Annotated in this window: 28 protein-coding genes and 1 pseudogene; 15 read left to right on the plus strand and 14 right to left on the minus strand. The window is 68.6% G+C overall.

The window, feature by feature from the left end:
• The first annotated feature begins 353 nt into the window (after window positions 1-353).
• Both ACZ4EG_RS17865 and ACZ4EG_RS17870 read left to right on the plus strand, forming a co-directional pair.
• Complete coding sequence (locus ACZ4EG_RS17865; protein WP_467791220.1) at window positions 354-1,430, plus strand: metallophosphoesterase; 1,077 nt, start codon at window positions 354-356, stop codon at window positions 1,428-1,430.
• A gap of 181 nt (window positions 1,431-1,611) precedes the next feature.
• Window positions 1,612-2,481, plus strand: a complete 870-nt coding sequence (locus tag ACZ4EG_RS17870; RefSeq protein WP_453556456.1) for a hypothetical protein — start codon at window positions 1,612-1,614, stop codon at window positions 2,479-2,481.
• Between the two features lie 61 nt (window positions 2,482-2,542).
• Here the strand turns inward: ACZ4EG_RS17870 and thiC are convergent, their stop codons facing one another.
• Complete coding sequence (thiC, locus tag ACZ4EG_RS17875; RefSeq protein WP_467791221.1) at window positions 2,543-4,327, minus strand: phosphomethylpyrimidine synthase ThiC; 1,785 nt, start codon at window positions 4,325-4,327, stop codon at window positions 2,543-2,545.
• Window positions 4,328-4,571: 244 nt separating this feature from the next.
• Between thiC and ACZ4EG_RS17880 the strand changes: the two genes are divergently transcribed.
• The gene (locus ACZ4EG_RS17880; protein WP_467791222.1) at window positions 4,572-6,059 is read left to right on the plus strand and encodes a YibE/F family protein; all 1,488 of its coding nucleotides are present in this window, start codon (window positions 4,572-4,574) and stop codon (window positions 6,057-6,059) included.
• Between the two features lie 113 nt (window positions 6,060-6,172).
• Here the strand turns inward: ACZ4EG_RS17880 and ACZ4EG_RS17885 are convergent, their stop codons facing one another.
• The 4 genes from ACZ4EG_RS17885 to ACZ4EG_RS17900 form a co-directional block, all read right to left on the minus strand.
• Window positions 6,173-6,610: an SsgA family sporulation/cell division regulator gene (locus ACZ4EG_RS17885; protein ID WP_263210561.1), complete on the minus strand. Its 438-nt coding sequence runs from the start codon at window positions 6,608-6,610 to the stop codon at window positions 6,173-6,175.
• A 98-nt stretch (window positions 6,611-6,708) separates the two neighbouring features.
• Window positions 6,709-7,560, minus strand: a complete 852-nt coding sequence (locus tag ACZ4EG_RS17890) for an IclR family transcriptional regulator (RefSeq protein ID WP_467791223.1) — start codon at window positions 7,558-7,560, stop codon at window positions 6,709-6,711.
• Window positions 7,561-7,756: 196 nt separating this feature from the next.
• Window positions 7,757-7,969 (minus strand): DUF5326 family protein, encoded by a 213-nt coding sequence (locus tag ACZ4EG_RS17895; RefSeq protein WP_453556445.1) that lies wholly within the window; start codon window positions 7,967-7,969, stop codon window positions 7,757-7,759.
• A 133-nt stretch (window positions 7,970-8,102) separates the two neighbouring features.
• Complete coding sequence (locus ACZ4EG_RS17900; protein ID WP_363296105.1) at window positions 8,103-8,420, minus strand: cupin domain-containing protein; 318 nt, start codon at window positions 8,418-8,420, stop codon at window positions 8,103-8,105.
• Window positions 8,421-8,479: 59 nt separating this feature from the next.
• On the opposite strand from ACZ4EG_RS17900, the gene ACZ4EG_RS17905 reads away from it, so the two are divergent.
• From ACZ4EG_RS17905 to ACZ4EG_RS17930, 6 genes are all read left to right on the plus strand, one after another.
• On the plus strand, window positions 8,480-8,860 hold the full coding sequence (locus tag ACZ4EG_RS17905; protein ID WP_453556442.1) for a phage holin family protein: 381 nt from the start codon (window positions 8,480-8,482) through the stop codon (window positions 8,858-8,860).
• 5 nt (window positions 8,861-8,865) lie between these two features.
• Window positions 8,866-9,357, plus strand: coding sequence for a low molecular weight protein-tyrosine-phosphatase (locus tag ACZ4EG_RS17910; RefSeq protein ID WP_467791224.1), 492 nt, complete (start codon window positions 8,866-8,868; stop codon window positions 9,355-9,357).
• Window positions 9,354-10,502 (plus strand): cystathionine gamma-lyase, encoded by a 1,149-nt coding sequence (locus tag ACZ4EG_RS17915; RefSeq protein ID WP_467791225.1) that lies wholly within the window; start codon window positions 9,354-9,356, stop codon window positions 10,500-10,502. The genes ACZ4EG_RS17910 and ACZ4EG_RS17915 overlap by 4 nt, the downstream gene beginning before the upstream one ends.
• Before the next feature lie 228 nt (window positions 10,503-10,730).
• Window positions 10,731-11,636 carry a LysR family transcriptional regulator gene (locus ACZ4EG_RS17920; protein ID WP_467791226.1) on the plus strand — a complete coding sequence of 302 codons (906 nt, stop codon included), beginning with the start codon at window positions 10,731-10,733 and terminating at the stop codon, window positions 11,634-11,636.
• 88 nt (window positions 11,637-11,724) lie between these two features.
• Window positions 11,725-12,207: an NUDIX hydrolase gene (locus tag ACZ4EG_RS17925; RefSeq protein ID WP_363296110.1), complete on the plus strand. Its 483-nt coding sequence runs from the start codon at window positions 11,725-11,727 to the stop codon at window positions 12,205-12,207.
• A 156-nt stretch (window positions 12,208-12,363) separates the two neighbouring features.
• On the plus strand, window positions 12,364-13,230 hold the full coding sequence (locus ACZ4EG_RS17930) for a GNAT family N-acetyltransferase (protein ID WP_467791227.1): 867 nt from the start codon (window positions 12,364-12,366) through the stop codon (window positions 13,228-13,230).
• Window positions 13,231-13,308: 78 nt separating this feature from the next.
• Here ACZ4EG_RS17930 and ACZ4EG_RS17935 read toward each other — a convergent pair whose 3' ends face one another.
• Both ACZ4EG_RS17935 and ACZ4EG_RS17940 read right to left on the minus strand, forming a co-directional pair.
• Window positions 13,309-13,728 (minus strand): GlcG/HbpS family heme-binding protein, encoded by a 420-nt coding sequence (locus ACZ4EG_RS17935; RefSeq protein WP_390708369.1) that lies wholly within the window; start codon window positions 13,726-13,728, stop codon window positions 13,309-13,311.
• Window positions 13,729-13,781: 53 nt separating this feature from the next.
• Entirely contained in the window at window positions 13,782-14,990 is a 1,209-nt protein-coding gene (locus ACZ4EG_RS17940) for an MFS transporter (protein WP_467791228.1), read from the minus strand.
• A gap of 145 nt (window positions 14,991-15,135) precedes the next feature.
• On the opposite strand from ACZ4EG_RS17940, the gene ACZ4EG_RS17945 reads away from it, so the two are divergent.
• Together ACZ4EG_RS17945 and ACZ4EG_RS17950 are read left to right on the plus strand one after the other, a co-directional pair.
• Window positions 15,136-15,594, plus strand: coding sequence for a MarR family winged helix-turn-helix transcriptional regulator (locus ACZ4EG_RS17945; protein ID WP_390708367.1), 459 nt, complete (start codon window positions 15,136-15,138; stop codon window positions 15,592-15,594).
• Window positions 15,595-15,603: 9 nt separating this feature from the next.
• Window positions 15,604-16,056: a GNAT family N-acetyltransferase gene (locus tag ACZ4EG_RS17950; RefSeq protein ID WP_390732665.1), complete on the plus strand. Its 453-nt coding sequence runs from the start codon at window positions 15,604-15,606 to the stop codon at window positions 16,054-16,056.
• A gap of 80 nt (window positions 16,057-16,136) precedes the next feature.
• On the opposite strand, the gene ACZ4EG_RS17955 is transcribed toward ACZ4EG_RS17950, so the two are convergent.
• Window positions 16,137-17,522: a serine hydrolase domain-containing protein gene (locus ACZ4EG_RS17955; RefSeq protein WP_467791229.1), complete on the minus strand. Its 1,386-nt coding sequence runs from the start codon at window positions 17,520-17,522 to the stop codon at window positions 16,137-16,139.
• A 277-nt stretch (window positions 17,523-17,799) separates the two neighbouring features.
• On the opposite strand from ACZ4EG_RS17955, the gene ACZ4EG_RS17960 reads away from it, so the two are divergent.
• Complete coding sequence (locus tag ACZ4EG_RS17960; protein ID WP_067385690.1) at window positions 17,800-18,363, plus strand: dihydrofolate reductase family protein; 564 nt, start codon at window positions 17,800-17,802, stop codon at window positions 18,361-18,363.
• Between the two features lie 24 nt (window positions 18,364-18,387).
• On the opposite strand, the pseudogene ACZ4EG_RS17965 reads toward ACZ4EG_RS17960, so the two are convergent.
• Together ACZ4EG_RS17965 and dnaB are read right to left on the minus strand one after the other, a co-directional pair.
• Window positions 18,388-18,684 (minus strand): annotated as a pseudogene (locus ACZ4EG_RS17965) (TnsA-like heteromeric transposase endonuclease subunit); the annotation flags it as partial.
• Window positions 18,685-18,919: 235 nt separating this feature from the next.
• Window positions 18,920-20,398: a replicative DNA helicase gene (gene dnaB, locus ACZ4EG_RS17970; RefSeq protein WP_453546886.1), complete on the minus strand. Its 1,479-nt coding sequence runs from the start codon at window positions 20,396-20,398 to the stop codon at window positions 18,920-18,922.
• A gap of 459 nt (window positions 20,399-20,857) precedes the next feature.
• Here dnaB and ACZ4EG_RS17975 point away from each other — a divergent pair, with 459 nt between their 5' ends.
• Window positions 20,858-22,195 carry an MATE family efflux transporter gene (locus ACZ4EG_RS17975; protein WP_467791230.1) on the plus strand — a complete coding sequence of 446 codons (1,338 nt, stop codon included), beginning with the start codon at window positions 20,858-20,860 and terminating at the stop codon, window positions 22,193-22,195.
• Window positions 22,196-22,308: 113 nt separating this feature from the next.
• Here ACZ4EG_RS17975 and rplI read toward each other — a convergent pair whose 3' ends face one another.
• The 4 genes from rplI to rpsF form a co-directional block, all read right to left on the minus strand.
• On the minus strand, window positions 22,309-22,755 hold the full coding sequence (rplI, locus tag ACZ4EG_RS17980) for a 50S ribosomal protein L9 (RefSeq protein WP_263210579.1): 447 nt from the start codon (window positions 22,753-22,755) through the stop codon (window positions 22,309-22,311).
• 18 nt (window positions 22,756-22,773) lie between these two features.
• Window positions 22,774-23,010, minus strand: a complete 237-nt coding sequence (rpsR, locus tag ACZ4EG_RS17985) for a 30S ribosomal protein S18 (RefSeq protein ID WP_003949403.1) — start codon at window positions 23,008-23,010, stop codon at window positions 22,774-22,776.
• A 57-nt stretch (window positions 23,011-23,067) separates the two neighbouring features.
• The gene (locus tag ACZ4EG_RS17990; RefSeq protein WP_467791231.1) at window positions 23,068-23,655 is read right to left on the minus strand and encodes a single-stranded DNA-binding protein; all 588 of its coding nucleotides are present in this window, start codon (window positions 23,653-23,655) and stop codon (window positions 23,068-23,070) included.
• 77 nt (window positions 23,656-23,732) lie between these two features.
• Entirely contained in the window at window positions 23,733-24,023 is a 291-nt protein-coding gene (rpsF, locus tag ACZ4EG_RS17995) for a 30S ribosomal protein S6 (protein ID WP_003956532.1), read from the minus strand.
• A 276-nt stretch (window positions 24,024-24,299) separates the two neighbouring features.
• On the opposite strand from rpsF, the gene ACZ4EG_RS18000 reads away from it, so the two are divergent.
• Window positions 24,300-24,617, plus strand: coding sequence for a hypothetical protein (locus ACZ4EG_RS18000; protein ID WP_453546894.1), 318 nt, complete (start codon window positions 24,300-24,302; stop codon window positions 24,615-24,617).
• A 181-nt stretch (window positions 24,618-24,798) separates the two neighbouring features.
• Complete coding sequence (femX, locus tag ACZ4EG_RS18005; protein WP_363296121.1) at window positions 24,799-25,920, plus strand: peptidoglycan bridge formation glycyltransferase FemX; 1,122 nt, start codon at window positions 24,799-24,801, stop codon at window positions 25,918-25,920.
• The last annotated feature ends 57 nt before the right edge of the window (window positions 25,921-25,977 follow it).

Genomic DNA, 25,977 nt, shown 5'->3' on the forward strand with positions numbered 1-25,977 from the left:
GGTCACGAGTGCATCACACCTTCGGGGCCCGGCTCGACAGCCGCCCACAGGAACTCGTCGGCTCGACGGCAGCCGTCGTCCGCATCACAACAGCGGGTCGCCGAGGTGCGACAGCGGGTCGTCAGCCTGACGCCAGGAGGTCGTCCGCTCGGTGCCATGGCAGCCGTCGGAAGGTGAAAGCCCTGCCCAAAAGGGGCGAAAGCCGCGTTGAACTGGAGTCTTGCTCCGATTCACCACCCCTGGGTCATCACATGGCGCGATCCGCATTCCTATGATGGGCCCACGACACCGCGGGCCGCTGCGACCAGGCAGTCCGAACCGGTGCAGATGCGGCGCGATGGTGGAGGGGTCTGATGACTCAGGGGGCCGGTCAGGGACCCGAAGTGGAGCGGACGGCGACGTTGCGCGACTTCCGGGTACCCGGGTACGTCCATGAGACCGGTCCGTATGCCCACAGCACCCACCCCGGCAACACCGTCGCCCCCGTGGACGAGGGCTACCCGGAGGGGTACACACCGACCCAGCGCGACCTGCCCGTCATCAACCGGGGCGACACGCTCCAGGTGCCCGTCGAACCGGCAACCGCACCGGCCCCGCGGCAGACCACCGGCACGGGCCCGCTGTATGTCGTCGGGGACGTGCACGGCTATCTCGACGACCTGATCGCCGCCCTCCGGGAGAAGGGCCTGATCGACTCGGCCGGCCAGTGGTGCGCGGGCACCGCCCGGCTGTGGTTCCTCGGTGACTTCACCGACCGCGGCCCGGACGGCATCGGCGTCATCGACCTGGTGATGCGGCTGTCCGCCGAGGCCGCCGCGGCCGGCGGCTACTGCAAGGCGCTCATGGGCAACCACGAACTCCTGCTGCTCGGCGCCAAGCGGTTCGGCGACACCCCCGTCAACTCCGGCGCGGGCACCGCCACCTTCCAGGCCGCCTGGCTGCTCAACGGCGGCCAGAAGACCGACATGGACCGCCTCCAGGACCACCATCTGCAGTGGATGGCCCGTCTCGACGCCGTCGAGGAGGTCGACGGCTATCTGCTCGTCCACTCCGACACCACCGCCTACCTGGACTACGGCGACTCGATCGAGGCGGTCAACGACACGGTCCGCGAGACGCTCACGCGCAACGACGCGGACGAGTGCTGGGACCTGTTCCGCAAGTTCACCAAGCGCTTCTCCTTCCGCGACGAGGGCGGCGCCGACGCCGTGCGCTCCCTCCTCGATACGTACGGCGGTACGCGCATCGTTCACGGTCACAGCCCCATTCCGTACCTGCTGGGCGAGGTCGGGTCGGAGGACGGCGAGGAGGATGCCGGTCCCGTGGTCGAAGGACCGCACGTCTACGCCGACGGCCTGGCCATCGCCATGGACGGCGGTGTGACCATGGCCGGAAAGCTGCTGGTCCAGCAACTTCCCCTGGATAACTGAGCGTTCCACGGGCAGGCGTCCCCCGACGGCGTACATGCAGGCCAGCACCCAATTTCTGGCAACCCCCTGTCACCGCGTGCCGTCGCGGCTCTACCATCGGCTTATCCGTAGCAGGCTCCCCTCCGTTTCTGCCCGACGGCTCGCCGGCGTGCGAGCCCCAAGCCCTACGGAGCATCGGGGGATGCACATGAATAGCGTTCCGCAGCACCTGCACAGCGAGGACCGCCAGGAATACGAGCGGATCCTCGATGAGGCGCTGCGCTCCGCACCACACCGCCCGGAACTGGCCGCTGTGGGACAGCGGCTGAACACCGAACAGCTGCGCACCATGGCGCTGAACGCCACCACACTCATCACGGCGGCCGCGGCGACCGAGTACCAGCACTATGTGAAGGTCCGCGAGGAACTGCGCCAGCCGGCGCCGTCCACCCCGTCGTCCAGCGGTGAATCCGGCTCCGGTGAGCCGGGCGTCGCGGGCGCGATGGGGCTCGCCACCACCCTCGGCGAGGCCGCCGAGACCACCGGCGCGGGCGCCGTCGCCGTCGTCGCGGTCCTCGCCCCCGTCCTCGCCGGAACCGCCGCGGCGATATTCCTGCTGGTCGGCTACATACTGAAGATGCTGGACCCCGAGCCGGCATTCGCTCAGACCATGCTGACGGCGGGATGGGTGTTCGGCGCCATGACCGCGGCCGCGATCCTCGTCGCCGCGGTCGGGCTGCTGCTCACCGCCCTGCGCAACAGCCCCTCGCTGGACGCCGGAGCCTACGGCGAGGCGAACGGAGAGGTGGCCCGGGCCAGGGAAGCCTGGCGAGAAGCCCTGCTGGAACGCGGCGTCCTCCCCTTCCTGCAGGAAGCCCTCGCCAACCCCGGCACGACCGCACTGCACCGCACGACCCCGCCGGCGCCGACCAGCCGCATGCCGCGCCTCGGTTACGACCGCCCGGGCTTCAGCAGCCCCGACGACGGCGGCACCCCGGGCCCACGCCCGAGCTTCACCAGCCCGGACTACACGAGCCCGGACTTCGGAGGCCCGGAACACCAGCCGGAATAGCCCCGGCTTGCGCCCCCGACGGGGCGCAAGCCGGGCAACCGGCAACGGAGTAACCGCCGGATCAGTCGGCGATCGGCAGATACACCCGATTACCCGCGGCCGCGAACTCCTTCGACTTCTGAGCCATGCCCTCCTCGATCTCCACCCGGCTGCCACCGTGTTCACGGCGGATGTCCTGGGAGATCTTCATCGAGCAGAACTTCGGCCCGCACATCGAGCAGAAGTGAGCGGTCTTGGCCGGCTCCGCCGGCAGGGTCTCGTCGTGGAACTCCCGTGCCGTGTCCGGGTCCAGGGCGAGGTTGAACTGGTCCTCCCACCGGAACTCGAAGCGCGCGTCGGACAGCGCGTCGTCCCACTCCTGCGCACCGGGGTGCCCCTTGGCGAGGTCGGCTGCGTGGGCGGCGATCTTGTAGGTGATGACGCCGGTCTTGACGTCGTCACGGTTGGGCAGGCCCAAGTGCTCCTTGGGCGTGACATAGCAGAGCATGGCCGTGCCCCACCAGGCGATCATCGCGGCACCAATGCCGGAAGTGATGTGGTCGTACGCCGGCGCGACGTCCGTCGTCAGCGGGCCGAGCGTATAGAACGGAGCTTCATCGCAGATCTCCTGCTGAAGGTCGATGTTCTCCTTGATCTTGTGCATCGGGACGTGTCCCGGCCCCTCGATCATGGTCTGAACATCAAAACGCTTGGCGATCCGGTTGAGTTCCCCGAGCGTTCGGAGTTCCGCGAACTGCGCCTCGTCGTTGGCGTCGGCGATCGAGCCCGGCCGAAGGCCGTCGCCCAGCGAGTACGTGACGTCGTAGGCGGCGAGGATCTCGCAGAGTTCCTCGAAGTTCTCGTACAGGAACGACTCCTTGTGGTGCGCGAGGCACCAGGCCGCCATGATCGAGCCGCCGCGCGAGACGATGCCGGTCTTGCGGTTCGCGGTGAGCGGGACATACGGCAGGCGGACGCCCGCGTGGACCGTCATGTAGTCCACGCCCTGCTCGGCCTGCTCGACGACCGTGTCCTTGTAGATCTCCCAGGTCAGCTCCTCGGCCCTGCCGTCGACCTTCTCCAGGGCCTGATAGAGCGGCACCGTGCCGATGGGGACGGGGGAGTTACGCAGCACCCACTCGCGGGTGGTGTGGATGTTGCGGCCCGTGGACAGGTCCATGACCGTGTCGGCGCCCCAGCGGGTCGCCCAGGTCATCTTCTCGACCTCCTCCTCGATGGAGGACGTCACCGCGGAGTTGCCGATATTGGCGTTGACCTTCACCAGGAACCGCTTGCCGATGATCATCGGCTCGATCTCCGGGTGGTTGACGTTGGCGGGCAGCACGGCCCGTCCTGCCGCGATCTCCTCACGGACGACCTCGGGAGCAACGTTCTCCCGGACGGCCACGAACTCCATCTCCGGCGTGATCTCGCCCCGGCGCGCATACGCGAGCTGAGTGACCGCCGTGCCGGCACGGCCGCGGCGCGGCAGACGCGGGCGTCCGGGGAAGACCGCGTCGAGGTTGCGCAGACCGCCGCGGGGAGAAGTGTGCTTGACCCCGTCGTCCTCGGGACGGACGGGACGGCCCGCGTACTCCTCCGTGTCACCACGGGCGATGATCCAGTTCTCCCGCAGCGGCGGTAGGCCCCTGCGGACGTCTGTCTCGACGAGTGGATCGGTGTACGGGCCGGAGGTGTCGTACAGCGTGACCGACTGCCCGTTGGTGAGGTGCACCTGACGAACCGGCACACGTACATCGGAGCGTGAGCCCTCGACATACCCCTTGTGCCAGCCGATGGACTTCCCGGCCTCACCCTGGGCAGGGTTCTGCATGGAGGCAGGCGTGCGTGCGTCCTTGTTGGTCATGAGACCTACTCCCTACGCCGGCATTACCCGGTAACAGGTTCAGCGGTCGACGCAGCAGTTTCCGTCTCAGTCGGCGTTTCATGTGAAACATCACTCTGTTCCACGTGAAACATCGCGAATACGGAGGTCAGCGCCCTCTCAGCCCGGTGCTCCGAGCTCCCGCGTGTGCAAAGGTGCCTCCACGCTAGCGTCAATTCGGCCGCGGTGAACAGAGGGCCCCCACCGTTCTTGCGATGATCTGGCGGTGACCACGACACAGCAGTACCCCTACCCGCCGCCCGAGCCGCCGCGCCGACCCGGCCCCGGACAGCGCGGCGGACACGAGCACGAGGGCCACGGTGCCGGTGACGAGAACCACCACGGACACGGCCATGGACAGACCCCAGGACACGGGCACGGTGCCGGAAACGGCGGCGGCCACGGCCACTCGCACAGCCACAACCATGGCCCCGCCGCGCCCGTCTCCCAGCATCTGCGCAAGGTCATCGCGGCGATCCTGATCCCGTTCACCGCTGCGGTCGTGGTCGGACTCGTCGTGCTCTGGCCGGGTGGAGCCCCGCCGCACCAGCGCACGGGAGTCGGCTTCGACCGGCAGACGCAGCAGGCCACGGTCACCAAGGTCGTCGAGGTGAGCTGCAAGTCGGTGAACGCCTCGGGGCAGACCCCGACGGGTGACACCTCCACCGCCGAGGGCAACTCCGCTCAGCAGGAGGAGAACGGCACCTGCAAGAAGGCGACGATCCAGGTCGACACTGGCAAGGACAAGGGCCGTACCTTCACGGAGATCGTGCAGCCGGACCAGTCACGGCAGTTGCACGAGGGCGAGAAGGTCGTGGTCGCCTACGAGCCCTCGGCGCCCAAGGACCTGCAGTACTCGGTCACCGATGTGAACCGGAAGTTCCCGATGGCGCTGCTCGCCGGCATCTTCGCGCTCGCCGTCGTGGTGGTGGGCCGGTTGCGCGGTGTCATGGCGCTGGTCGCGCTGGCCGTCAGCTTCATGGTGCTGACCCTCTTCATCCTGCCCGCGATTCTGCAGGGCTCGAACCCACTGGTCGTAGCGGTGGTCGGGTCGAGCGCCATCATGCTGATCGCGCTCTATATGTGCCACGGCCTGTCGGCCCGCACCTCGGTCGCGGTGCTCGGCACGCTGGTGTCGCTCCTGCTGATCGGCATCCTGGGCTCGGAGTTCATCGACTGGGCCGCGCTGACGGGCAACACCGACGACAACACCGGTCTGATCCATGGCCTGTATCCGTCGATCGACATGAGCGGTCTGCTGCTGGCCGGCGTCATCATCGGTTCGCTCGGCGTCCTGGACGACGTGACCGTGACCCAGACCTCGGCCGTGTGGGAACTGCACGAGGCCAATCCGACGATGGGCTGGCGCGGGCTGTACCGGGCGGGCATCCGCATCGGCCGTGACCACATCGCATCCGTCGTCAACACGCTCGTACTCGCCTATGCCGGTGCCGCGCTGCCACTGCTGCTGCTCTTCTCGATCGCGCAGAGCAGCGTGACGACCGTCGCCAACAGCGAACTGGTGGCGGAGGAGATAGTGCGCACCCTGGTGGGCTCGATCGGCCTGGTCGCCTCGGTGCCGGTCACCACGGCCCTGGCCGCCCTCGTGGTGTCGGCCGACCGGCCGGGACAGGGGGCGGGGAAGGCGGGGAAACCGGCCGAGGTCCAGTCAGCCGCGACGCGCGGCGGCCGGGGGCGGCGGCGCAAGAGGTGACGCTCCGGCAGAAACGGTGACCTATGAGGAGAACGGGTTCCCTATGAGGAGAAGCGTTACTGCAGCGCTCCGCACGCCACTGTAGGGTGCCTCGCCCTCCATGCCGTAGCGCGTCAGCCTGCGCTCTGCTCCTCGGCCAGGATTCGGTCCAGGGCCTCGTCGAGATGGGCGTCGAAGTCCGCCAGCGCCCCCTCCTGGCCGAGCGGCACCAACTTGTCCGTACGGTCGAGGAAGGCCACCAGCGGCGGTGCCGAGGACCGGAACACCGCCTGGTCGCCACCGACCTGAAGCCGGATCAGCACCTCTCCCAGCACGTCCGTGTCGGCAGGCGCGATGTGCACATCACCGTCCCCGCACGGCCGGCCCACCCCGTCGATCAGCAGCTCGCGCCCGAAGGCCCAGGTCACCGGGGCATCTCCGGGCAGATGGAAGGTCAGCCGCACGGCATAGGGGTCACAGGTCTCGTAACGCAACTCCACCGGAATGCGAAAGGAGAGCTCCTCGGACACGAGAAAACTCATCATGACCTCTGCCTGTACGGACTCGCGCATCGCCTACCCCGTCTTATGACACCGACCGGCCGGATTGATTCCTTTGACTCTGGTCAAATCTTGCAGAAAGTACACGTGAGATCACAAGGAGTGAGTTTTCAGATACTGATAGAGATCGCCAGTGTCCCCAGATGCCGTCCGACCTCGGCCTGCAGTTGCCGGGCCGCGGGCAGCAGCCGGTCCGCCTGGTGGGCGGGCAGGGACAGGGCCATCGTCGCCGCCGTGGTGCCGACCGTGATCGGGATCGCCGCGCAGACCGTCCCCAGCGCGTACTCCTGCCGCTCCGTCACCGGCTCCATCCGGCGCATCCGGTCCAGCCGCCGCAGCAGGCTCTGACCGTCGCGCACTGTGTACGGGGTGAGGGGTTGCACCGGGTAGCGGTCCAGGTGGTCACGGCGCGCGGCCTCGTCCATCTGGGACAGCAGACACTGCCCGATCGCGTGTGCGTGCCCGGTTTCGCGGAAGTCGGCCCACTCCTCGACCGCAGGAGTGCTCGGGGTGTCGGAGACGCACATGACCTCGATCTCGCCGTCCCGGTACATCGCGTAGTACACCGGTACACCGATGGAATCGCGCCATTGCGCGAGCATGGCCGAGACCGCGCTGCGACGTTTCTGCTGCGCCCCGCTGCTGCCCAGCCGCTCGGCCGCCTCACCGAGGAAGAACAGGCCCTTGTCACGGCGCAGATAGCCCTCGTGCACGAGGGTGCGCAACAGGTGGTAGGCCGTCGGGAGCGCCAGGCCGGTCTCGCGGGCCAGTTGCTTGGCGGGAGCGCCGTACTCGTGCTCGGCGACCGTTTCCAGCAACCGCATCGCCCGTTGCACGGATCCGATGAGGGTCGCGGAGTGCGGCTGCTCGGGCACCGCCGCGGAGGTCGGCCGCTGCACAGGGGGTGTGGAGGAGCGCGGCTGTGCGTGCGGTACTGCGGGTGCGGTGTCAGCCGTGGCCAAGGGTCACTCCCGAAGCGCGAGGGTGCAGCCCGTGCGGAGGAACACGGGTGGGGTGTACGCCGCCCGCGGGGCTGGGCCCCGCGTCGAATTCCGGACTTTAACGGCCCGCCACCGCTGTCAGACGGCCTGCCCGGAAAACTTCGCTCGCCCGAGGGAACAGGCGATTCCTGTTACCGCCACCCGTTTCCCACGGCCCTCACCAGTCGCTGCGCGAAGAGGAACCCGACATGAACTTCCGCACGACGTAGATCAGTCCGCCGACCAGAGCGACGAAGATCAGGACCTTGAAGAGCAGGTAGACCACGAATCCGACCACGCTGGCTATCAGCCCGCCGAACACGACCAGGGCGATGACCGGCACCGCGATCCACTTCACCCACCACGGCAGTCCCGCGAAGATCTCTCGCATTGCCCTCGTCCTTTGCAGTCTTGTGCGTTCTCGATGTCCTCACTCGATGCTAGAGCCGCCAGGGGGTCAGGCGGGGGCCTCGCACCCCTTGTCCTCCCCTGACCGTTCCCCTAGGGAACCCTGAGGCGCGGGATCAGGCCTCAGGGGGAGAGAAGATCACCAGGACCCTCAGGTCCTCGCTGATGTGGTGGAACTTGTGGGCCACCCCGGCCGGCACGTACACCACGCTGCCGCGCGCGACCTGGGTCGTCTCCATGCCCACCGTGATCGACGCACGGCCGCTCACGACGAAGTACACCTCGTCCTGGTTGTGGGGCTTCTGAGGGTCGTGCTCGCCCGCGTTGAGGGCGTAGAGACCGACCGACATGTTGCGCTCCCGCAGAAACTGGAGGTAGGCCCCCTCGTTGGCGGCGCGCTCCGCCTCCAGTTCGTCCAGCCGGAATGCCTTCATCGCACTTGTCCGCCCTTGCTCACTGCTCAGATCCGGTCGCGTCTGCCACGATCAGACACATGAAGAATTTCGTAGTCAAGACGATCGCCAACGCCGGGGCCCTGGCGGTCGCCGTGTGGCTGCTCGACAAGATCACTCTGACCGGTGACAGCACGGGCAAGAAGGTCGGCACGCTGATAGTGGTCGCCCTGCTCTTCGGCCTGGTGAACTGGCTCGTCAAGCCGATCGTGAAGATCCTGACCTTCCCCCTGTTCATCCTGACCCTCGGCCTGATCACCCTGGTGGTCAACGCGCTGATGCTGATGCTGACCTCGTGGATGAGCGGCAAGCTCGACCTGAGTTTCCACGTGGACGGCTTCTGGACCGCCGTCGTCGGCGGCCTGATCATCTCCATCGTCTCCTGGGCGCTGAACGTCGTCCTGCCCGACGGCAAGGACTGACCCCGATGGCGTACCGCGTCTGCTTCGTCTGCACCGGCAACATCTGTCGTTCCCCGATGGCCGAATCCGTCTTCCGCGCGCGCGTGGCGGAGGCGGACCTGGCGGACCTGGTCGAGATCGACAGCGCCGGCACCGGCGACTGGCACGAGGGCGACGGCGCGGACCCGCGCACCGTCTCCGTCCTGGAGGAACACGGCTACGACGCCGACCACACGGCCCGCCAGTTCCGGGCCTCGTGGTTCTCACGCCTCGACCTCGTGATCGCCCTCGACGCCGGCCATCTCAAGGCGCTGCGCCGTCTGGCGCCCACGGAGGAGGACGCGCTCAAGGTGCGGCTGCTTCGCTCGTACGACCCCGCCGCAGGCGACGACCTCGATGTGCCGGACCCGTACTACGGCGGTCCGGACGGCTTCGAGGAGTGTCTTGAGATGGTGGAGGCGGCGAGCACGGGTCTGCTCGCCGCGGTACGCGAGCAGGTGGAGGGACGGGCGGCATGAGCGATTCGGCGACGGACGACGGCCGTACGGGGGACGGCACGCGCGCGGTGCGGGCCGGGCTGCCCGAACCGGTCAAGCACGAACCGACCCTGCCCGGCCCGGTCTTCGCCGCGCACTTCCATCTGCCGGGTGAGGTGACGGGCCCGTACGCCTACGGGCGGGACGACAACCCGACGTGGACCCTGCTGGAGCGGGCCATCGGCGAGCTGGAGGCGCCCGGGCAGGACGCCGTCGAGACCCTTGTGTTCGCCTCCGGCATGGCCGCCATCTCCGCCGTGCTGTTCTCCCAGCTGCGCGCCGGGGACGCCGTGGTGCTGCCGAGCGACGGCTACCAGGTGCTGCCCATGGTGCGCGCCCAGCTGGAGGCGTACGGCATCGAGGTACGTACCGCGCCGACCGGTGACGACGCCCAGCTGGAGGTTCTGGACGGGGCGAAGCTGCTGTGGATCGAGTCCCCGTCCAACCCGGGGCTCGATGTGTGCGACATCCGGCGGCTCGCCGAGGCGGCACACGCGCGTGGCGCCCTGGTCGCCGTCGACAACACCCTTGCCACGCCGCTCGGGCAGCGGCCGCTGGAGCTGGGCGCCGACTTCTCCGTGGCGAGCGGCACCAAGCAGCTCACCGGGCACGGGGACATCCTCCTGGGGTATGTCGCCGGCCGCGATGCCGAGGCCATGGCCGCCGTGCGCCGCTGGCGCAAGATCGTCGGGGCGATCGCCGGGCCCATGGAGGCCTGGCTGGCGCACCGCTCCATCGCGACGCTCCAGCTGCGCGCGGACCGGCAGAACGCCACCGCCCTCACGCTCGCGCAGGCCCTGCGCGAGCGGCCCGAGGTGACCGGGCTGCGCTATCCCGGGCTGCCCGACGACCCCTCGTACAAGACCGCCTCGCGGCAGATGCGGCGCTATGGGTGCGTGGTGTCCTTCACGCTGCCCACGCGCGCGCGTGCCGAGCGTTTTCTCCACGCGCTGCGGCTCGTGGACGACGCGACGAGCTTCGGCGGGGTGCGGTCCACCGCCGAGCGGCGGCGGCGCTGGGGCGGGGATCCGGTGCCGGAGGGCTTCATCCGACTGTCCGTCGGTGCCGAGGACGCCGACGATCTGGTGGCGGATGTGCTCCGGGCGCTCGACGCATCGGCGGACTGACCGGACCGGGGACGCCCGCCCGGGGTTCCGGCTACGTACAACGGACGGTCCGAGCCTCCCCCCTCGTGGCTCGGACCGTCCCGGTTCTGCGCGCGAAGAACCGCGCGAACAAGGCTAGTTGACTCTGTGTCAGTGTCCAATCACTGTAGCGACAGAGACCTATCGACTTATTTATAGTTGGGCCCTGCCTGGGGGCCGGAGAAGGGCAGGGAAAGGGGAGGGCGTGCCATGGATCTGGCCTTGCTGCGCACTTTCGTGACCGTGCACCGGGCCGGCTCCTTCACCCGCGCCGCCGCCCTGCTCGGCCTCTCGCAGCCGGCCGTCACCTCACAGATCCGCACCCTGGAAAGACAGCTGGGCCGCCCGCTGTTCCTACGGCAGGCCCGCGGAGTGACTCCGACGACCATCGGCGACGAACTCGCCCACAAGGCCGCGCCGCACCTCGACGCCCTGGTCGAGATCACCGAGACGGGACTCGACGACGAGTCCTCGCTGCGCACCCTGCATCTTGCCGGTCCGCCCGAGTTCACCGCGGAGCGCGCACTGCCCGCCCTCACGGAGCTCACCGGCGAGGACGGCCAGGGTTTCGCGCTGCGCGCCTCCTTCGGGAACGCGGAGGAGACCCTGGAGGGGCTGGCCGCCGGACATCATGATCTGGCCATCAGTACGGCCCGTCCGCGCGGCGCGCTGCTCACGGCGACTGCGCTCTGCGACGAGGAGCACGTACTGGTCGCGGCCTTGCGCTGGGCCGAGCAGATCGGCTCCGGGGTGCTGCGCCGCAAGGGCGCGCCCGCCCTGGAGAACCTGCCCGTCGTCGAGGTGCATGAGTCGCTGCCCTTCGTCTCCCGCTACTGGGCCTCCGTCTTCGACTCGCGCCCGGCCGCCTCGGGCACCGTCATCGTCCCCGATCTGCGTGCTGTCCTCGCATGCGCGATCGCGGGCGCGGGGCTCGCGGTGCTTCCCCGCTATCTGTGCGCCGCCGCTCTCGACCTCGGGGAGGTCGTCGCACTCCACGATCCCGCGGTGCCGCCCCTGCGGACGTACTTCCTGGTGGTACGCACCGGCACACTCGCGATGCCCCATGTCGCGCGGGCGCACGAGTGGCTCCAGCGGGCGGCCACGGACTGGTGCTGAGCGTCTCCGGCGGGCGAATCACGCCATGCGATGGGACGGTGGCAGTTTGTGATGTTTCACGTGGAACCAGCCGGGCCACATTTCCTCCATGACCGTCCGACCCGTGGTCAAGCGCACCGCCCGTGCCGTCCTGCTGGACGGCGACGACCTGATCCTGATCAAGCGCACCAAGCCCGGTGTCGATCCCTACTGGGTCACTCCCGGTGGCGGGGTCGAACCGGAGGACACGACCGTCGTCGATGCCCTGCACCGCGAGGTGTACGAGGAGCTCGGCGCCAAGATCACCGATGTGGTGCCCTGCTTCGTGGACACCGTGGAGCACATCGGTGAGGACGGCGGCGCGACCGGCGTGAAGGTGCAGCACTTCTTCGTCTGCCACCTGGAGTCCATGGACCCGGCCCTGCGCCATGGCCCCGAAGTGGAGGAGCCCGCCGGCGAGTACGAGATCGTCCGCGTGCCGTTCACCCGGGTCGGCATCGCCTCCGTCCATCTCGTCCCGCTGTCGCTACGGCACTATCTGGACGGCAACATCGAGGGCGTACGCGCCATGCACGCCCCCGACCTCGGCTGACCGTGTGCCCCGCATGCCAATCGGGTCCCCGATGTTTCACGTGAAACAACCCTCCTTGTCCACACGTTGTACGGATGGCCACGACGTGGCCAAAAGCACATGCGTCCCCCCGAATCAGGTGGACGTCAGGGGTGCCGGTCGGACAGCCTGACCTGCGTGCCGACTCCTTCCCTCGCCGCTCTGCCCATCCGTCGACTGACGCCTCGCGATCTCGCCGCCTGCGCCGATCTGTCAGAGAACCGGGGGTGGCCCCGCGAGGAACACAAATGGGGATTCCTCCTCACGGCCGGGAAGGGCCACGGCATCGACGACCCCGACGGCGGCCTTCTCGCCGTCTACGTCGTCACGGAGTACGGCCCCCGGGAACGGCCGGATCTTGCCGCCGTCGGCATGGTGCTCGTTGCCGAGAGGCACGCCCGCCAGGGCGTCGGACGCCGGCTGATGCGCCACGTCGTCTCGACGATGGGAACCACACCGCTGACGCTCCATGCGACGCCGTACGGCCGACCGCTCTACGAGGAGCTCGGCTTCAAGGTCACCGGGCGGGCGGAGATGCTCCGGGGGAGCTTCACGCCGGGCGGGCCGGAGCCTCGGGTCGTGACGCGCTCGGCCACCGCCGAGGACCTCGGCTCGATCCTCCGGCTCGACGAGGAGGTGTTCGGCGCCGATCGCACGCACATCATCACGCGCCTGCCCGCCTTCGCCGACCAGCTGCGTGTCGCCGAGGAGAACGGCCGGATCGTCGGATACACGGCCGCCTGGCCCAATATGGACACCCATGTCGTCGGTCCGCTGATCGCCCGCGACACGAAGACCGCGAAGGCTCTGCTCGCCTCACTCGCCGCCCACACGGAGCGTCCGCTCCGCATCGACATCGATGTACGGCACGAGGAATTGGTGGCCTGGGCGCAGGAGCGCGGGCTGAAGTCCGTGTCGTCCAACGCCGTCATGACGTACGGCATCACGGAACTGCCCGGGGACTGGACCCGGCGCTTCGCTCCGGTGACGGTCGCGGCGGGCTGAGCAGCTCTCGTACGTACGGCGAAGGCCGGCTCCCGCCGTGTGGCGGGAGCAGGCCTTGCAGTTGGGTCATGCGCGGGATCAGGCGAGCGTCTCCACGGCGGCGAGAGCGAAGCCGTGGTCCTGCTCCGGCGCACCGCCGCCGACGCCTATCGCACCGATCAGACGGCCGTCGCGGTGGACCGGGATGCCGCCCGCGATGAACAGCAGCGGCCGGTCGAGCGCGGTGGGCAGTGTGTGGAACAGGCCGCCGGGCTGGACGGCGTCGACGAGGTCCGCGGTGGGGGCGTTCAGCTGGAGCGCCGTGTACGCCTTGCGGGTGCTGGTCTCCCCGGAGATCAGCACGGCCCGGTCGTCGCGCCGGAAGGCGAGCAGATGTCCGCCCGCGTCCAGGACGGTGACGCTGACGGTGACTCCTGCTGCCTCCGCCGCGCGGCGGACCTCGGTGATGAGGCTCTCGGCGTCATGAGTGGTGAGCGGGGCGACCGCGGTGGTGCTCATGGGGTGCTTCTCCTTGGGGTACTGCAGGGGTCGGGCTCGGTGAGGGGTGTGGCTCAGTGGTGGACGGCCGTCCGCTGTGCGGCGGGTGCGCCACCCGCCACCACGGCGGAGGGCCCGCTGTCGCGGCGCTCCAGGGCCGCTGAGAGGACGGCCAGGATCAGGGCGGCTGCGGCAAGCGCGGCGCCGACCCAGTTGGGGGCGGTGTATCCGTAGCCCGCGGCGATCACCATGCCGCCGAGCCAGGCGGAGAGCGCGTTGCCGAGGTTGAAGGCGCCGATGTTCACCGCCGAGGCCAGCGTGGGTGCGCCGTGCGCCTGGTCGAGGACGCGCTTCTGCAGCGGCGGGACGGTCGCAAAGCCCAGCGCGCCGATGAGGGCGATGGACACGGCTGCCGCAATCTTGTTGTGCGCGGTGAGCGTGAAGAGTGCGAGCACGACGGCCAGGGCGCCCAGGGAGACGTACAGCATGGGCATCAGCGCGCGGTCGGCGAACCTGCCGCCGACGAGGTTGCCGCCGACCATGCCGAGGCCGAAGAGGACCAGCAGCCAGGTGACGGAGCCGTCGGCGAAGCCGGCGACATGGGTCATCATCGGCGCGATGTAGGTGATGGCCGCGAAGACTCCGCCGAAGCCGAGGACGGTCATCGCCATGGCGAGCAGGACCTGGGCGTTCTTGAACGCGGCCAGTTCGTGGCGCAGGTGCACACCGTCCGGCTTGGGCAGCTCCGGGACCAGCCTGGCGATGCCGGCCAGGCCGACGACGCCGAGGGCGGCGACGATCCCGAAGGTCACGCGCCAGCCGACGTGCTGGCCGACGAGCGTGCCCAGCGGGACGCCGACGACGTTGGCGACCGTCAGGCCGGTGAACATCATCGCGATGGCTCCGGCCTTCTTGTCCGGGGCCACCAGTTCGGCCGCGACGACCGAGCCGATGCCGAAGAAGGCGCCGTGGGCGAGCGAGGCGATCACCCGTCCGATCAGCATGACGGCGAAGGCGGGGGCGAGGGCGGACACCAGGTTTCCGGCGATGAACAGGCCCATCAGCAGCATCAGCATCCGCTTGCGCGAGACCTTGGTGCCGAGCGCGGTCATCAGCGGAGCGCCGATCACCACACCGAGCGCATAGCCCGTGACGAGCAGGCCCGCGGTGGGGATGGAGACGCCGAAGTCACCCGCGACCTCGGGCAGCAGGCCCATGATCACGAACTCGGTCGTTCCGATTCCGAAGGCCCCGATCGCGAGGGCCAGAAGCGCGAGAGGCATGTGGGGGTACACCCTTCCCAGATGATTGCAGGAGCGCTTTGCCTGCGTTCACAATAATTGCAGACGCGGGCTATATGCAAGCGCGGACTGTGGCGGTGTTGTCCTATCCTGGGTTTCAGCCGCTCCGGGACGGAGGAGAACGCCAATGACAGCGACGGACCCCGCGCTCACCGCCCTCGCCCAGGGCTGGTGTGCCCTCTCCCTGCTGCACGGGAGGATCGAGGCGCACATCGAGCGGGCCCTGCAGGCGAAGCACGACCTGAGCGTGCGCGAGTACTCCCTGCTGGACGTGCTCAGCCGGCAGCACGACCGCGAAGGGGGGCATCTGCAGATGAAGCAGGTCGCCGACGCGGTCGTCCTCAGCCAGAGCGCCACCACCCGGCTTGTCACGCGTCTGGAGGACCGTGGCCTGCTTGAGCGCTATCTGTGCCCCACCGACCGCCGTGGCATCTACACGAACGTCACCGAAGCGGGCCTCAAGCTGCTCGAAGAGGCCCGTCCGACCAATGACACCGCCCTGCGCGAGGCCCTGGACGAGGCGGCCGGGAACCCCGAACTCGCGCCGCTGGTACGGGTCGTCGAGTCGTTGAACGTGCCCGCATAGGGTGCGGGCATGGGAGACCTCGAAATACGCCCCGTCGTCGCCGCCGACATCCCGGCCGTCGTCGGCATGCTTGCCGACGACCCACTGGGCGCGCGGCGCGAGTCACCGGACGACCTGGCCCCGTATCTGACCGCGCTGGAGCGGCTCTCCGCCGACCCGAACCAGCGGGTGGTCGTGGCCGTGCGCGAGGGCCGTGTCATCGGCACGCTCCAGCTCACCCTCATTCCCGGGCTGTCCCGGCGCGGTGCCACCCGGTCGATCATCGAGGCCGTTCGCATCCACGCGGACGAGCGCGGCACCGGGCTGGGCACCCAGCTGATCCAGTGGGCGATCGACGAATCCCGTCACCAGGGCTGCCAGTTGGTGCAGCTGACCTCCGACGTCAGCCGCACCGACGCCCACCGCTTCTACGAGCGGCTCGGCTTCACGGCCTCGCATGTGGGCTTCAAGCTCCAGCTCTGACGGACAGCTTCACGCTCCGGCTCTGAAACACAGGAGGCGGCCTGTTTCACGTGAAACGGCCGCCTCCTGTACGGGACCGACTAGCCGATCCCGCGCCACCCCTCCGGATCCACTCCACCGGGCACCGGAGCCCCCTCCTCGTACGGCTGCCGCGTGAACACGAACGATCCGAGGTCGAGATGGCTCACCGCCCCGTCCGGGCGCCGTACGGGCCGCAGAAGCTCTCCGGCGTAGTAGCCCTCCAGGCCCGTCCAAGTACCGTCACCGTTGGGCCGGAAGCGTGACCGGCGGCCGTTGCCGGACAGCGGCCCGAGCGAAATGAGCCCGTCGGCCGTCACCCGCAGGGCGAAGGCCTGCGTGCCCCAGTACCACTGGCCCGCCAGCTCCACCACGGACGCGTCGGCTTCCCTCAGCGGCCGCCACGGCTCCGGGATCCGTGGCTCGGCCTCGGCGACGATGCGGACGAGATCGGCGCCCACCGCGGACAGCACCGGGCCGGAGGTGCAGTTCGCCAGCACCACGGCCGCGACATCGTCAGCCACACTGATGACGAGGTTCGCCAGGAAGCCCGGCAGCGAACCCGAGTGCCCCACCAGCAGCCGCCCGTGGCGGTGCTGGATCTGCAGGCCGAGTCCGTAGGAGGCACCGTCCGCCACGTCCGCGGCCTCGGCCGGTGCGGCCGGCGTGTGCATCTCCCGTACGGACTCCGCGCTCAGCACCCGTTCGTCCCCCGTGGCCAGGAAGGCGGCGAACCGCGCCAGGTCACCGGAGGTGGACCAGAGTTGCCCGGCCGGAGCCATTCTCCCGAGATCCTCGGCGGGCTCTGGAAGCATCACATCGGCCCACGGATGCACGGCCCAGCCACCCGCATGCGGCGCCTGGGGCTGCGCACTTGTCCGGCTCAGGCCCAGAGGTTCGAGGATCTCGCGCCGCAGGACGTCCTCCCAGGGAGCGCACCTCAACTCCTCCACCAGCGCGCCCAGCAGTGTGTAGCCGGGGTTCGAGTAGTGGTGGCGGCGGCCGACGGGGTGCAGGAGGGGCTGCTCGCCGAGCACGTCGGCGAGTTCGGGGCGCAGCGACCCGGGTGTGCGCTCCCACCACGGCCCGGGCGACTCCGCCGCCAGCCCGCCGGTGTGCGCGAGCAGTTCGGCGATGGTGGCCTCCCCCGCGCCGGTGCCCGGCAGATGCTTCTTCAGGGGGTCACCGAGGTCGAGGAGCCCCTCGTCGCGCAACCGCAGCACGAGGACGGCGGTGAAGGTCTTGGTGATCGAGCCGATCCGGTACTGCACGTTCTCGTCCGGGGCGTGCCCGTCCACCGAGGTCCGCGCACCGTGCCACACGGTCCTGCCGTCCCTCACCACAGCCGCCACCAGTGACGGCGCCCGCCCTTCCGCCTGCGCCACGGCGATCCGGTGCAGCAGCGCTCGTCGCGTACCGGGGAGCAGTTCTTCCTGCGATGTCGTCATGAGCCCAGTCCATCGGGTGCGGCGAGGTGCGGCTAGTTCTTTAGGGTCTCGCCGCCGATGACATGTCGATCTTCTGTGACCTGTTGGTTCTCTGTTGTCTCACCGCGATGTCACCCAAGATCAGTCTCAGATCGATGCCATTTCCTCGGCGGAACGATGAGTCTGCGGCTGAGCCACCGAGCACGAAGACTACATGCGAGCTCAGATCGCCCACCGATGAGTTTCCCGCGCCGCGCCGGTCTGTACGCGTGAGACCGACTCACGGAAGGCCGGCGCCATGCGGAAATTGATCTACGGTATGAACCTGACCCTGGACGGCTACATCGCCGCGCCCGGCGACGACATCGGCTGGAGCGTGCCGAGCGACGAGCTGTTCCAGTTTTGGTCCGACCAGTTGCAGGCGACCGACCTGTCGCTGTACGGGCGCAAGCTGTGGCAGACGATGAGCTCCTACTGGCCGACCGGCGACCAGCAGCCCAACGCCACCCCGGCGGAGATCGAGTTCGCGCGCCGCTGGCGGGACATGTCGAAGGTTGTGTTCTCCTCGACGATCGACAAGGTCGACTGGAACACCCGCCTGGTCACCGGCGACGCGGTCGCCGAGATCACCCGGCTCAAGGCCGAGGACGGCGGCCCGATGGACATCGGCGGCGCGACGCTCGCCGGGGCGGCCATGCGGGCCGGGCTGATTGACGAGTACGTGCTGGCCACCGCGCCGGTCCTGGTGGGCGGCGGCACGCCGTTCTTCACCGCGCTGGACAGCTGGGTGAACCTGAACCTGGTGGAGACGCGGACGCTTCCCTGCGGCGTGATCCTGACCAGGTACGAGACGAGGCGCTGAGCGCCCGTCACGCGACTCGACCGCCTGCCGGGTCCACGCGAACGTGAACGCCACCACTGGGGTGGACAGCCGACAGTGCGGCTTCACATCCACCACTACCGGACCCTGCTCAGTGGTGAAGATGTAATCCGGGATGTGCTTGCGGGCCTGCCCCTCCACAACGGCCTTCAGCAGGAAGGGCTGGGCCACGATGCCGCGTACGGACGGATCGAAGTCGGCAAAGAGCAACCGCGACAGTTCCAAGCGCGACTCGTAGATCACGTGGTCGCGCATCGTCGCTGACCAGTAGATACCCGAGTAGTGCTTCTGGCCCTTGTACCAACGGAACGTCCGCTACGGACAAGCCGACTGCAGAAGGTCGACAGGTGCCGTACCCCAGTCCCACGGGCAACGATCCGTACAGCCAAGGGTGTCAGCCAGGCACTGACGGGCAGAGCGGGCCGGAACCCCGCCACCCGAAAGGGTGAGAACCCCGACCAGCGAGTCTCACGAAGACGGCATAAGTGCCGCCGATGTGCCATCGGAGATGAGACCTGAGACCCTACAAGTTCATTTCTCAGGTCTGTGCCATGTCAACGAACCGCGAGTAGTGGCCCTGGAAGGCCACCGTGATCGTCGCGGTCGGACCGTTACGGTGCTTGGCGACGATCAGGTCGGCCTCGCCCGCGCGCGGGGACTCCTTCTCGTACGCGTCCTCGCGGTGCAGCAGGATGACCATGTCGGCGTCCTGCTCGATGGAGCCGGACTCACGCAGGTCGGAGACCATCGGCTTCTTGTCGGTGCGCTGTTCGGGGCCACGGTTCAGCTGGGAGAGCGCGATCACAGGGACCTCCAGCTCCTTGGCGAGGAGCTTGAGGTTACGGGACATGTCCGAGACCTCCTGCTGACGACTCTCGGCCCGTTTGGAGCCACCGGACTGCATCAGCTGGAGGTAGTCGATGACGACGAGCTTGAGGTCGTTGCGCTGCTTCAGACGACGACACTTGGCGCGGATCTCCATCATCGACAGATTCGGGGAGTCGTCGATGTAGAGGGGGGCCGCGGAGACGTCCGGCATACGGCGGGCCAGTCGCGTCCAGTCCTCGTCGGTCATGGTGCCCGAGCGCATGTGGTGCAGGGCGACACGGGCCTCGGCGGACAGCAGACGCATCGCGATCTCGTTGCGGCCCATTTCGAGCGAGAAGATGACGCTCGGCAGATTGTGCTTGATCGAGGCGGCCCGGGCGAAGTCCAGCGCCAGCGTCGACTTACCCATGGCGGGACGCGCGGCGATGACGATCATCTGGCCCGGGTGCAGCCCGTTCGTCAGCGAGTCGAAGTCCGTGAAGCCGGTGGGCACACCGGTCATCTCACCGCTGCGCGAGCCGATGGCCTCGATCTCGTCGAGGGCGCCCTCCATGATGTCGCCGAGGGGCAGGTAGTCCTCGCTGGTGCGCTGCTCGGTGACGGCGTAGATCTCGGCCTGGGCGCGGTTGACGATCTCATCGACGTCGTCGTCGGCCGCGTATCCCATCTGGGTGATCCGGGTGCCGGCCTCAACCAGCCGGCGCAGGACGGCCCGCTCGTGGACGATCTCCGCGTAGTACTCGGCGTTGGCCGCCGTCGGCACGGTCTGGACGAGCGTGTGCAGATACGAGGCGCCGCCGACCTTGTTGATCTCGCCGCGCTTGGTGAGCTCGGCGGCGATCGTGATGGGGTCGGCCGGCTCCCCCTTGGCGTAGACGTCGAGGATCGCGGTGTAGATCGTCTCGTGGGCGGGCTTGTAGAAGTCATGGCCCTTGAGGACCTCGACGACGTCCGCGATGGCGTCCTTGGACAGCAGCATGCCGCCGAGGACGGACTGCTCGGCGTCGAGATCCTGCGGCGGCACCCGCTCGAAGGCCGAACCGCCGCCGTCCCACTCACCATTCTCCCGGCCCCGGTCGTGCTGCTCGTCACGCCTTCGGCCGCCGTCCCCGCGTCGACGGGAGGCGGGCAGACGATCACTGGGACCACTGTCGGCCCACGGGTCGTCCAAGGGCTCGGAAATGCTCACCGAGCCACCTCCTCCCGTCCGCCCAGCGGACCTCGCCGTGCCCCTCATTTCTACGGCACGACACTGACAGTTGAGAGGCCCAACTCCGGTTCCATCGCGTCGGATTTGTGAGGTTTCCGAGGTCGGCGGACGGAGCGGGCGCCGGACCACGTTAGGCCCGTCGGCACCGTCAGCCAATCTGGTTATCCACAGGCCATGTGGACGACGGCCCGGATGCTGTGGAGAAACTGGCAAAACCTGTGCACGACCCGGTGGACAGCCCTGTGAACAAGCCCTCGCTCGCCCCAGGGGAATCACTCTGACCTGCAACGTTGTCGTCCACCGGCTGTGCAGAAGAAAAACTTCCCCAGTCGGATCAAGATCGGTTCGAACGGTGCGCGAGCCTACGCGACGTCAGACGAGAGGTAAGGACTGCAACTCACTTGCACCTCTTACCTGTGGACGATTAGATTAGTGCCCATGCCATTGGCTCCCGCGACCCCCAGGCCCACCCGACGACAGCACGACCGCGAGATCGTCGCGCTGGCCGTCCCGGCCTTCGGCGCACTCGTCGCCGAGCCACTGTTCGTCATGGCCGACAGCGCCATCGTCGGCCATCTCGGCACCGCCCAGCTCGCCGGACTCGGCGTGGCCTCGGCCCTCCTCACGACCGCCGTGAGCGTCTTCGTCTTCCTCGCCTACGCCACCACGGCCGCCGTCGCGCGCCGGGTGGGCGCGGGCGACCTCCAGGCGGCCATACGCCAGGGCATGGACGGCATCTGGCTGGCGCTCCTGCTGGGAGCCGCGGTCATCGCCACCGTCCTGCCCCTGGCCCCCGGTCTCGTGTCCCTCTTCGGCACCTCGCACACCGCCGCTCCCTATGCGACGACCTATCTGCGCATCTCGGCGCTGGGCATCCCGGCGATGCTGGTCGTGCTCGCCGCGACCGGGGTGCTGCGCGGGCTCCAGGACACCCGGACCCCGCTGTACGTCGCCGTCGCGGGCTTCGTCGCCAATGCCGTTCTCAACGTCGGACTCGTCTATGGCGTCGGCCTCGGTATCGCCGGCTCCGCCTGGGGCACCGTCATCGCCCAGTGCGGCATGGCGCTGGTCTATCTCGCCGTGGTGGTCCGGGGCGCCCGTAAGCACGGGGCGTCCCTGCGCCCCGACGCCACGGGCATCAGGACCTCCGCACAGGCCGGCGCCCCCCTCCTTGTCCGGACGTTGTCGCTGCGGGCGATCCTCATGATCGCCACGGCCGTCGCGGCCCGCCTCGGTGACGCCGACATGGCCGCCCACCAGATCATTCTGTCCCTGTGGAGCCTGCTGGCCTTCGCTCTCGACGCCATAGCGATCGCGGGTCAGGCCATCATCGGGCGCTATCTCGGCGCGGACGACGCCCAAGGCGCCCGCGAGGCCTGCCGCCGCATGGTCCAGTGGGGCATCGCCACCGGTGTCGTACTGGGCCTGCTCGTGGTGGCCGCCCGGCCCCTGTTCCTCCCGCTGTTCACCAGCGACTCCGTGGTGAAGGGCGCGGCGCTGCCCGCACTGCTGATGGTGGCCCTCTCCCAGCCCGTCTGCGGGATCGTCTTCGTCCTCGACGGCGTCCTGATGGGCGCCGGGGACGGGCCCTACCTGGCCTGGGCCATGGTGGTGACCTTGGCGGTGTTCACCCCGGTCGCGCTGCTCGTCCCCACCCTGGGCGGTGGCCTCACCGCACTATGGGCCGCCATGACGCTCATGATGACGGTCAGGATGCTCACCCTCTGGCTGCGCGCCCGCTCGGGCCGCTGGATCGTGACGGGTGCGACGCGCTGACCGTTTCACGTGAAACACGCAGCGCCCGGCACGCAGCCGTACCGGCACTGAACGCGAAGAGGGGCCGCCCCGTAGGAGGCGGCCCCTCTCAGCTGCTCAAGCCGAGCGCAGCGTCACGCCGCGACGACCTCGATGCTGACCTTGGCGGCAACCTCGGGGTGCAGACGCACGGACGTCTCGTGGGCGCCCAGGGTCTTGATCGGCGCGCCGAGCTCGATGCGGCGCTTGTCGACCTCGGGACCACCGGAAGCCTTGATCGCGGAAGCGATGTCGGCCGGGGTGACGGAACCGAAGAGACGACCGGCGTCGCCGGAGCGGACGGCCAGGCGGACCTTGACACCTTCGAGCTGGGCCTTCACAGCGTTGGCCTGCTCGATGGTCTGGATCTCGTGGATCTTGCGGGCGCGGCGGATCTGCGCCACGTCCTGCTCGCCACCCTTGGTCCAGCGGATAGCGAACTTCCGCGGGATGAGGTAGTTGCGAGCGTAACCGTCCTTGACGTCGACGACGTCGCCGGCGGCGCCGAGGCCGGAGACCTCGTGGGTGAGGATGATCTTCATGTGTCGGTCACCCTTCCCTTATCGCGCGGTGGACGTGTAGGGCAGCAGCGCCATCTCACGGCTGTTCTTGACGGCCGTGGCGACGTCACGCTGGTGCTGCGTGCAGTTGCCGGTCACGCGGCGGGCACGGATCTTGCCGCGGTCGGAAATGAACTTCCGCAGCATGTTCGTGTCCTTGTAGTCCACGTACGTGACCTTGTCCTTGCAGAAAGCGCAGACCTTCTTCTTCGGCTTGCGCACAGGCGGCTTCGCCATGGTGTTTCTCCTGTGTGATCAAGAAGTTTGGGTACGACCCGCCCTCGGTCCGAAGACCTAGAAGGGGGGCTCGTCCGAGTAGCCGCCGCCACCGCCGCCACCGCCGGAGTTTCCACCCCAGCCGCCGCCACCCTGGTTGCCACCGGCGGGAGCGCCGGTCGCCCACGGGTCGTCGGCAGGAGCGCCGCCGCCCTGCTGGCCGCCACCGGGGCCTCCGCCCCAGCCGCCGCCACCCTGGCCGCCACCGCCGCCGTAACCGCCCTGGCCACCGCGAGCGCCACCGGCGGTCTTGGTGACCTTGGCCGTGGCGTTGCGCAGGCTGGCGCCGACTTCCTCGACGTCCAGCTCGTAGACCGTGCGCTTGACGCCCTCACGGTCCTCGTAGGACCGCTGCTTCAGCCGGCCCTGCACGATGACGCGCATGCCTCGCTGGAGCGATTCGGCGACGTTCTCCGCCGCCTGACGCCAGACCGAGCAGGTCAGAAAGAGGCTTTCGCCGTCCTTCCACTCGTTCGTCTGACGGTCGAAGGTGCGGGGAGTGGACGCGACGCGGAACTTCGCGACCGCCGCACCGGACGGGGTGAAGCGCAGCTCGGGGTCGTCGACAAGATTGCCGACGACCGTGATGACGGTCTCGCCTGCCATGGGGAACCTCTCGGCGGGTTTGCTCTGGCTGCTTGGTTGCTGCTACTCGAATTCCGAGATCAGCTGAGCGGGATGGCTCAGTGGGTCTCGGGGCGGAGGACCTTGGTCCGGAGGACCGACTCGTTCAGGTTCATCTGGCGGTCGAGCTCCTTGACGACCGCAGGCTCGGCCTGCAGGTCGATGACCGAGTAGATGCCCTCGGGCTTCTTCTTGATCTCGTACGCGAGACGACGACGGCCCCAGGTGTCGACCTTCTCCACCTTGCCGTTGCCCTCACGGACGACGGAGAGGAAGTTCTCGATCAGGGGGGCGACAGCGCGCTCCTCCAGATCGGGGTCGAGGATGACCATCACCTCGTAGTGACGCATGTGGAACCCACCTCCTTTGGACTCAGCGGCCACGGTCGTTCCGTGGCAGGAGGGTTGTGATGCGTACGCAACAGTGTCTGTCAGTAAAACAGCCGCCACTGACAATCGGAGGCCCCCGCCGGGAGCCTCCGCGGTGGCCTGGGCAGACACCGGTGCAGACGGTACAGAGTACCCGCACACCGGCTTCCGGTTGAAATCCGGCCGGGGGGACCGCCAATCTGTACACGTCGGGTGTGTATGGCGCTACGATGCGCCGCCTTCCGCAGGAGGTGCCCCATGGCACAACAGGCATTGCGACCCAACACCGCCGGATCCTTCCTCGCGACGGACGGCAGACCTCATCCCCTCCAGGACGCGCTGACCTTGGTGACGCTGGTTCTGGGTGTGACGTCCTTCGTCACGGCGATGTTCGACAACCTCCACCTGATCAGCTCCTGGACGGGCCTGGTGGGGATCTTCACCGGCGCATACGGGCAGTGGATCTCGGAGACCACACGCGAGCGCCTCGGTCTGATCCTGGGTCTCGGTGCCTCGGCCGTCGGTTTCTACCTGGGGATGGCGCACGGCGGACTGTTCGGCGGGCTCAGCGGATGACCGTCCGGACACCGTGCCTCGAACATCCGTAGAACACCGCTGACCGCCTCGGCGCGCGACAGGCCGGGGCGAAGGACCCGTACGCCCAGTCGGGGCGCCCGCAAGGCGCAGTAGGCTTCGGCGCGAGAGCCGGAGCCCCTGTACCTATGGGGAGACACACCAGCCCGAGGAGCGCCCCGACATGAGCCTGACCCTGAGGACCATCAGCCGCGAACAGCATCTGGCATACATCCAGAGCCTGCCGGCGGCGAGCCACATGCAGGTCCCGGCCTGGGCCGATGTCAAGGCGGAGTGGCGGTCCGAGAACCTCGGCTGGTTCGACGACCGCACCGGCGAGATGGTCGGCGCGGGCCTGGTCCTCTACCGCCAGCTGCCCAAGATCAAGCGCTACCTCGCCTACCTTCCCGAGGGCCCGGTCATCAACTGGTTCGCGCCGAATCTGGACGACTGGATCCAGCCGATGCTGGCCCACCTCAAGCAGCAGGGTGCCTTCTCCGTGAAGATGGGCCCGCCGGTGATCATCCGGCGCTGGGAGGCCAACTCCATCAAGCAGGGCATCCAGGACCCGGACGTGAAGCGCCTGCGCGACATCGAGGCCGACTTCATCGAGCCGCGCGCCTTCGAGGTGGCCGACAAGCTGCGCCGTATGGGCTGGCAGCAGGGTGAGGACGGCGGGGCCGGCTTCGGTGACGTCCAGCCGCGTTACGTCTACCAGGTGCCGCTGGCCAACCGCTCCCTGGAAGAGGTCCACAAGAACTTCAACCAGCTGTGGCGCCGCAACATCAAGAAGGCCGAGAAGGCCGGCGTCGAGGTCGTCCAGGGTGGCTACCAGGACCTCGAGGAGTGGCAGCGGCTGTACGAGATCACAGCCGTGCGCGACCACTTCCGGCCCCGCCCGCTGTCGTACTTCCAGCGCATGTGGACGGCCCTCAACAGCGAGGACCCCAACCGCATGCGGCTGTACTTCGCCCGCCACAACGGCGTGAACCTCTCCGCGGCGACCATGCTGATCGTCGGTGGGCACGTCTGGTACTCCTACGGCGCTTCCGACAACATCGGCCGTGAGGTCCGGCCCTCGAACGCGATGCAGTGGCGGATGCTGCGCGACGCCTACGCGCTCGGCGCGACGGTCTACGACCTGCGCGGCATCTCCGACTCGCTGGACGAGACCGACCACCTCTTCGGCCTGATCCAGTTCAAGGTGGGCACCGGCGGGCAGGCCGCCGAGTACCTCGGCGAATGGGACTTCCCGCTGAACAAGCTGCTCCACAAGGCTCTCGACATCTACATGTCGCGTCGCTGATGTCCCGTTCGGTGCTTCCATACCTCTGACACACCACAGCCACGAGAAAGGTTCCAG

The organism is Streptomyces sp. NPDC025638, from assembly GCF_055558775.1.

Coding starts and splice junctions, on each gene's coding strand:
- ACZ4EG_RS17945 (WP_390708367.1), top strand. CDS start 15,136: ATGACAGCGACGGACCCCGCGCTCACCGCCCTCGCCCAGGGCTGGTGT.
- ACZ4EG_RS17925 (WP_363296110.1), top strand. CDS start 11,725: ATGACCGTCCGACCCGTGGTCAAGCGCACCGCCCGTGCCGTCCTGCTG.
- ACZ4EG_RS17905 (WP_453556442.1), top strand. CDS start 8,480: ATGAAGAATTTCGTAGTCAAGACGATCGCCAACGCCGGGGCCCTGGCG.
- rpsF (WP_003956532.1), bottom strand. CDS start 24,023: ATGCGTCACTACGAGGTGATGGTCATCCTCGACCCCGATCTGGAGGAG.
- ACZ4EG_RS17975 (WP_467791230.1), top strand. CDS start 20,858: ATGCCATTGGCTCCCGCGACCCCCAGGCCCACCCGACGACAGCACGAC.
- ACZ4EG_RS17950 (WP_390732665.1), top strand. CDS start 15,604: ATGGGAGACCTCGAAATACGCCCCGTCGTCGCCGCCGACATCCCGGCC.
- ACZ4EG_RS17895 (WP_453556445.1), bottom strand. CDS start 7,969: ATGCGAGAGATCTTCGCGGGACTGCCGTGGTGGGTGAAGTGGATCGCG.
- ACZ4EG_RS17955 (WP_467791229.1), bottom strand. CDS start 17,522: ATGACGACATCGCAGGAAGAACTGCTCCCCGGTACGCGACGAGCGCTG.
- ACZ4EG_RS17935 (WP_390708369.1), bottom strand. CDS start 13,728: ATGAGCACCACCGCGGTCGCCCCGCTCACCACTCATGACGCCGAGAGC.
- femX (WP_363296121.1), top strand. CDS start 24,799: ATGAGCCTGACCCTGAGGACCATCAGCCGCGAACAGCATCTGGCATAC.
- ACZ4EG_RS17990 (WP_467791231.1), bottom strand. CDS start 23,655: ATGGCAGGCGAGACCGTCATCACGGTCGTCGGCAATCTTGTCGACGAC.
- thiC (WP_467791221.1), bottom strand. CDS start 4,327: ATGACCAACAAGGACGCACGCACGCCTGCCTCCATGCAGAACCCTGCC.
- rpsR (WP_003949403.1), bottom strand. CDS start 23,010: ATGGCGAAGCCGCCTGTGCGCAAGCCGAAGAAGAAGGTCTGCGCTTTC.
- ACZ4EG_RS17900 (WP_363296105.1), bottom strand. CDS start 8,420: ATGAAGGCATTCCGGCTGGACGAACTGGAGGCGGAGCGCGCCGCCAAC.
- rplI (WP_263210579.1), bottom strand. CDS start 22,755: ATGAAGATCATCCTCACCCACGAGGTCTCCGGCCTCGGCGCCGCCGGC.
- ACZ4EG_RS17920 (WP_467791226.1), top strand. CDS start 10,731: ATGGATCTGGCCTTGCTGCGCACTTTCGTGACCGTGCACCGGGCCGGC.
- ACZ4EG_RS17870 (WP_453556456.1), top strand. CDS start 1,612: ATGCACATGAATAGCGTTCCGCAGCACCTGCACAGCGAGGACCGCCAG.
- ACZ4EG_RS17960 (WP_067385690.1), top strand. CDS start 17,800: ATGCGGAAATTGATCTACGGTATGAACCTGACCCTGGACGGCTACATC.
- ACZ4EG_RS17885 (WP_263210561.1), bottom strand. CDS start 6,610: ATGCGCGAGTCCGTACAGGCAGAGGTCATGATGAGTTTTCTCGTGTCC.
- ACZ4EG_RS17910 (WP_467791224.1), top strand. CDS start 8,866: ATGGCGTACCGCGTCTGCTTCGTCTGCACCGGCAACATCTGTCGTTCC.
- ACZ4EG_RS18000 (WP_453546894.1), top strand. CDS start 24,300: ATGGCACAACAGGCATTGCGACCCAACACCGCCGGATCCTTCCTCGCG.
- ACZ4EG_RS17915 (WP_467791225.1), top strand. CDS start 9,354: ATGAGCGATTCGGCGACGGACGACGGCCGTACGGGGGACGGCACGCGC.
- ACZ4EG_RS17865 (WP_467791220.1), top strand. CDS start 354: ATGACTCAGGGGGCCGGTCAGGGACCCGAAGTGGAGCGGACGGCGACG.
- ACZ4EG_RS17940 (WP_467791228.1), bottom strand. CDS start 14,990: ATGCCTCTCGCGCTTCTGGCCCTCGCGATCGGGGCCTTCGGAATCGGA.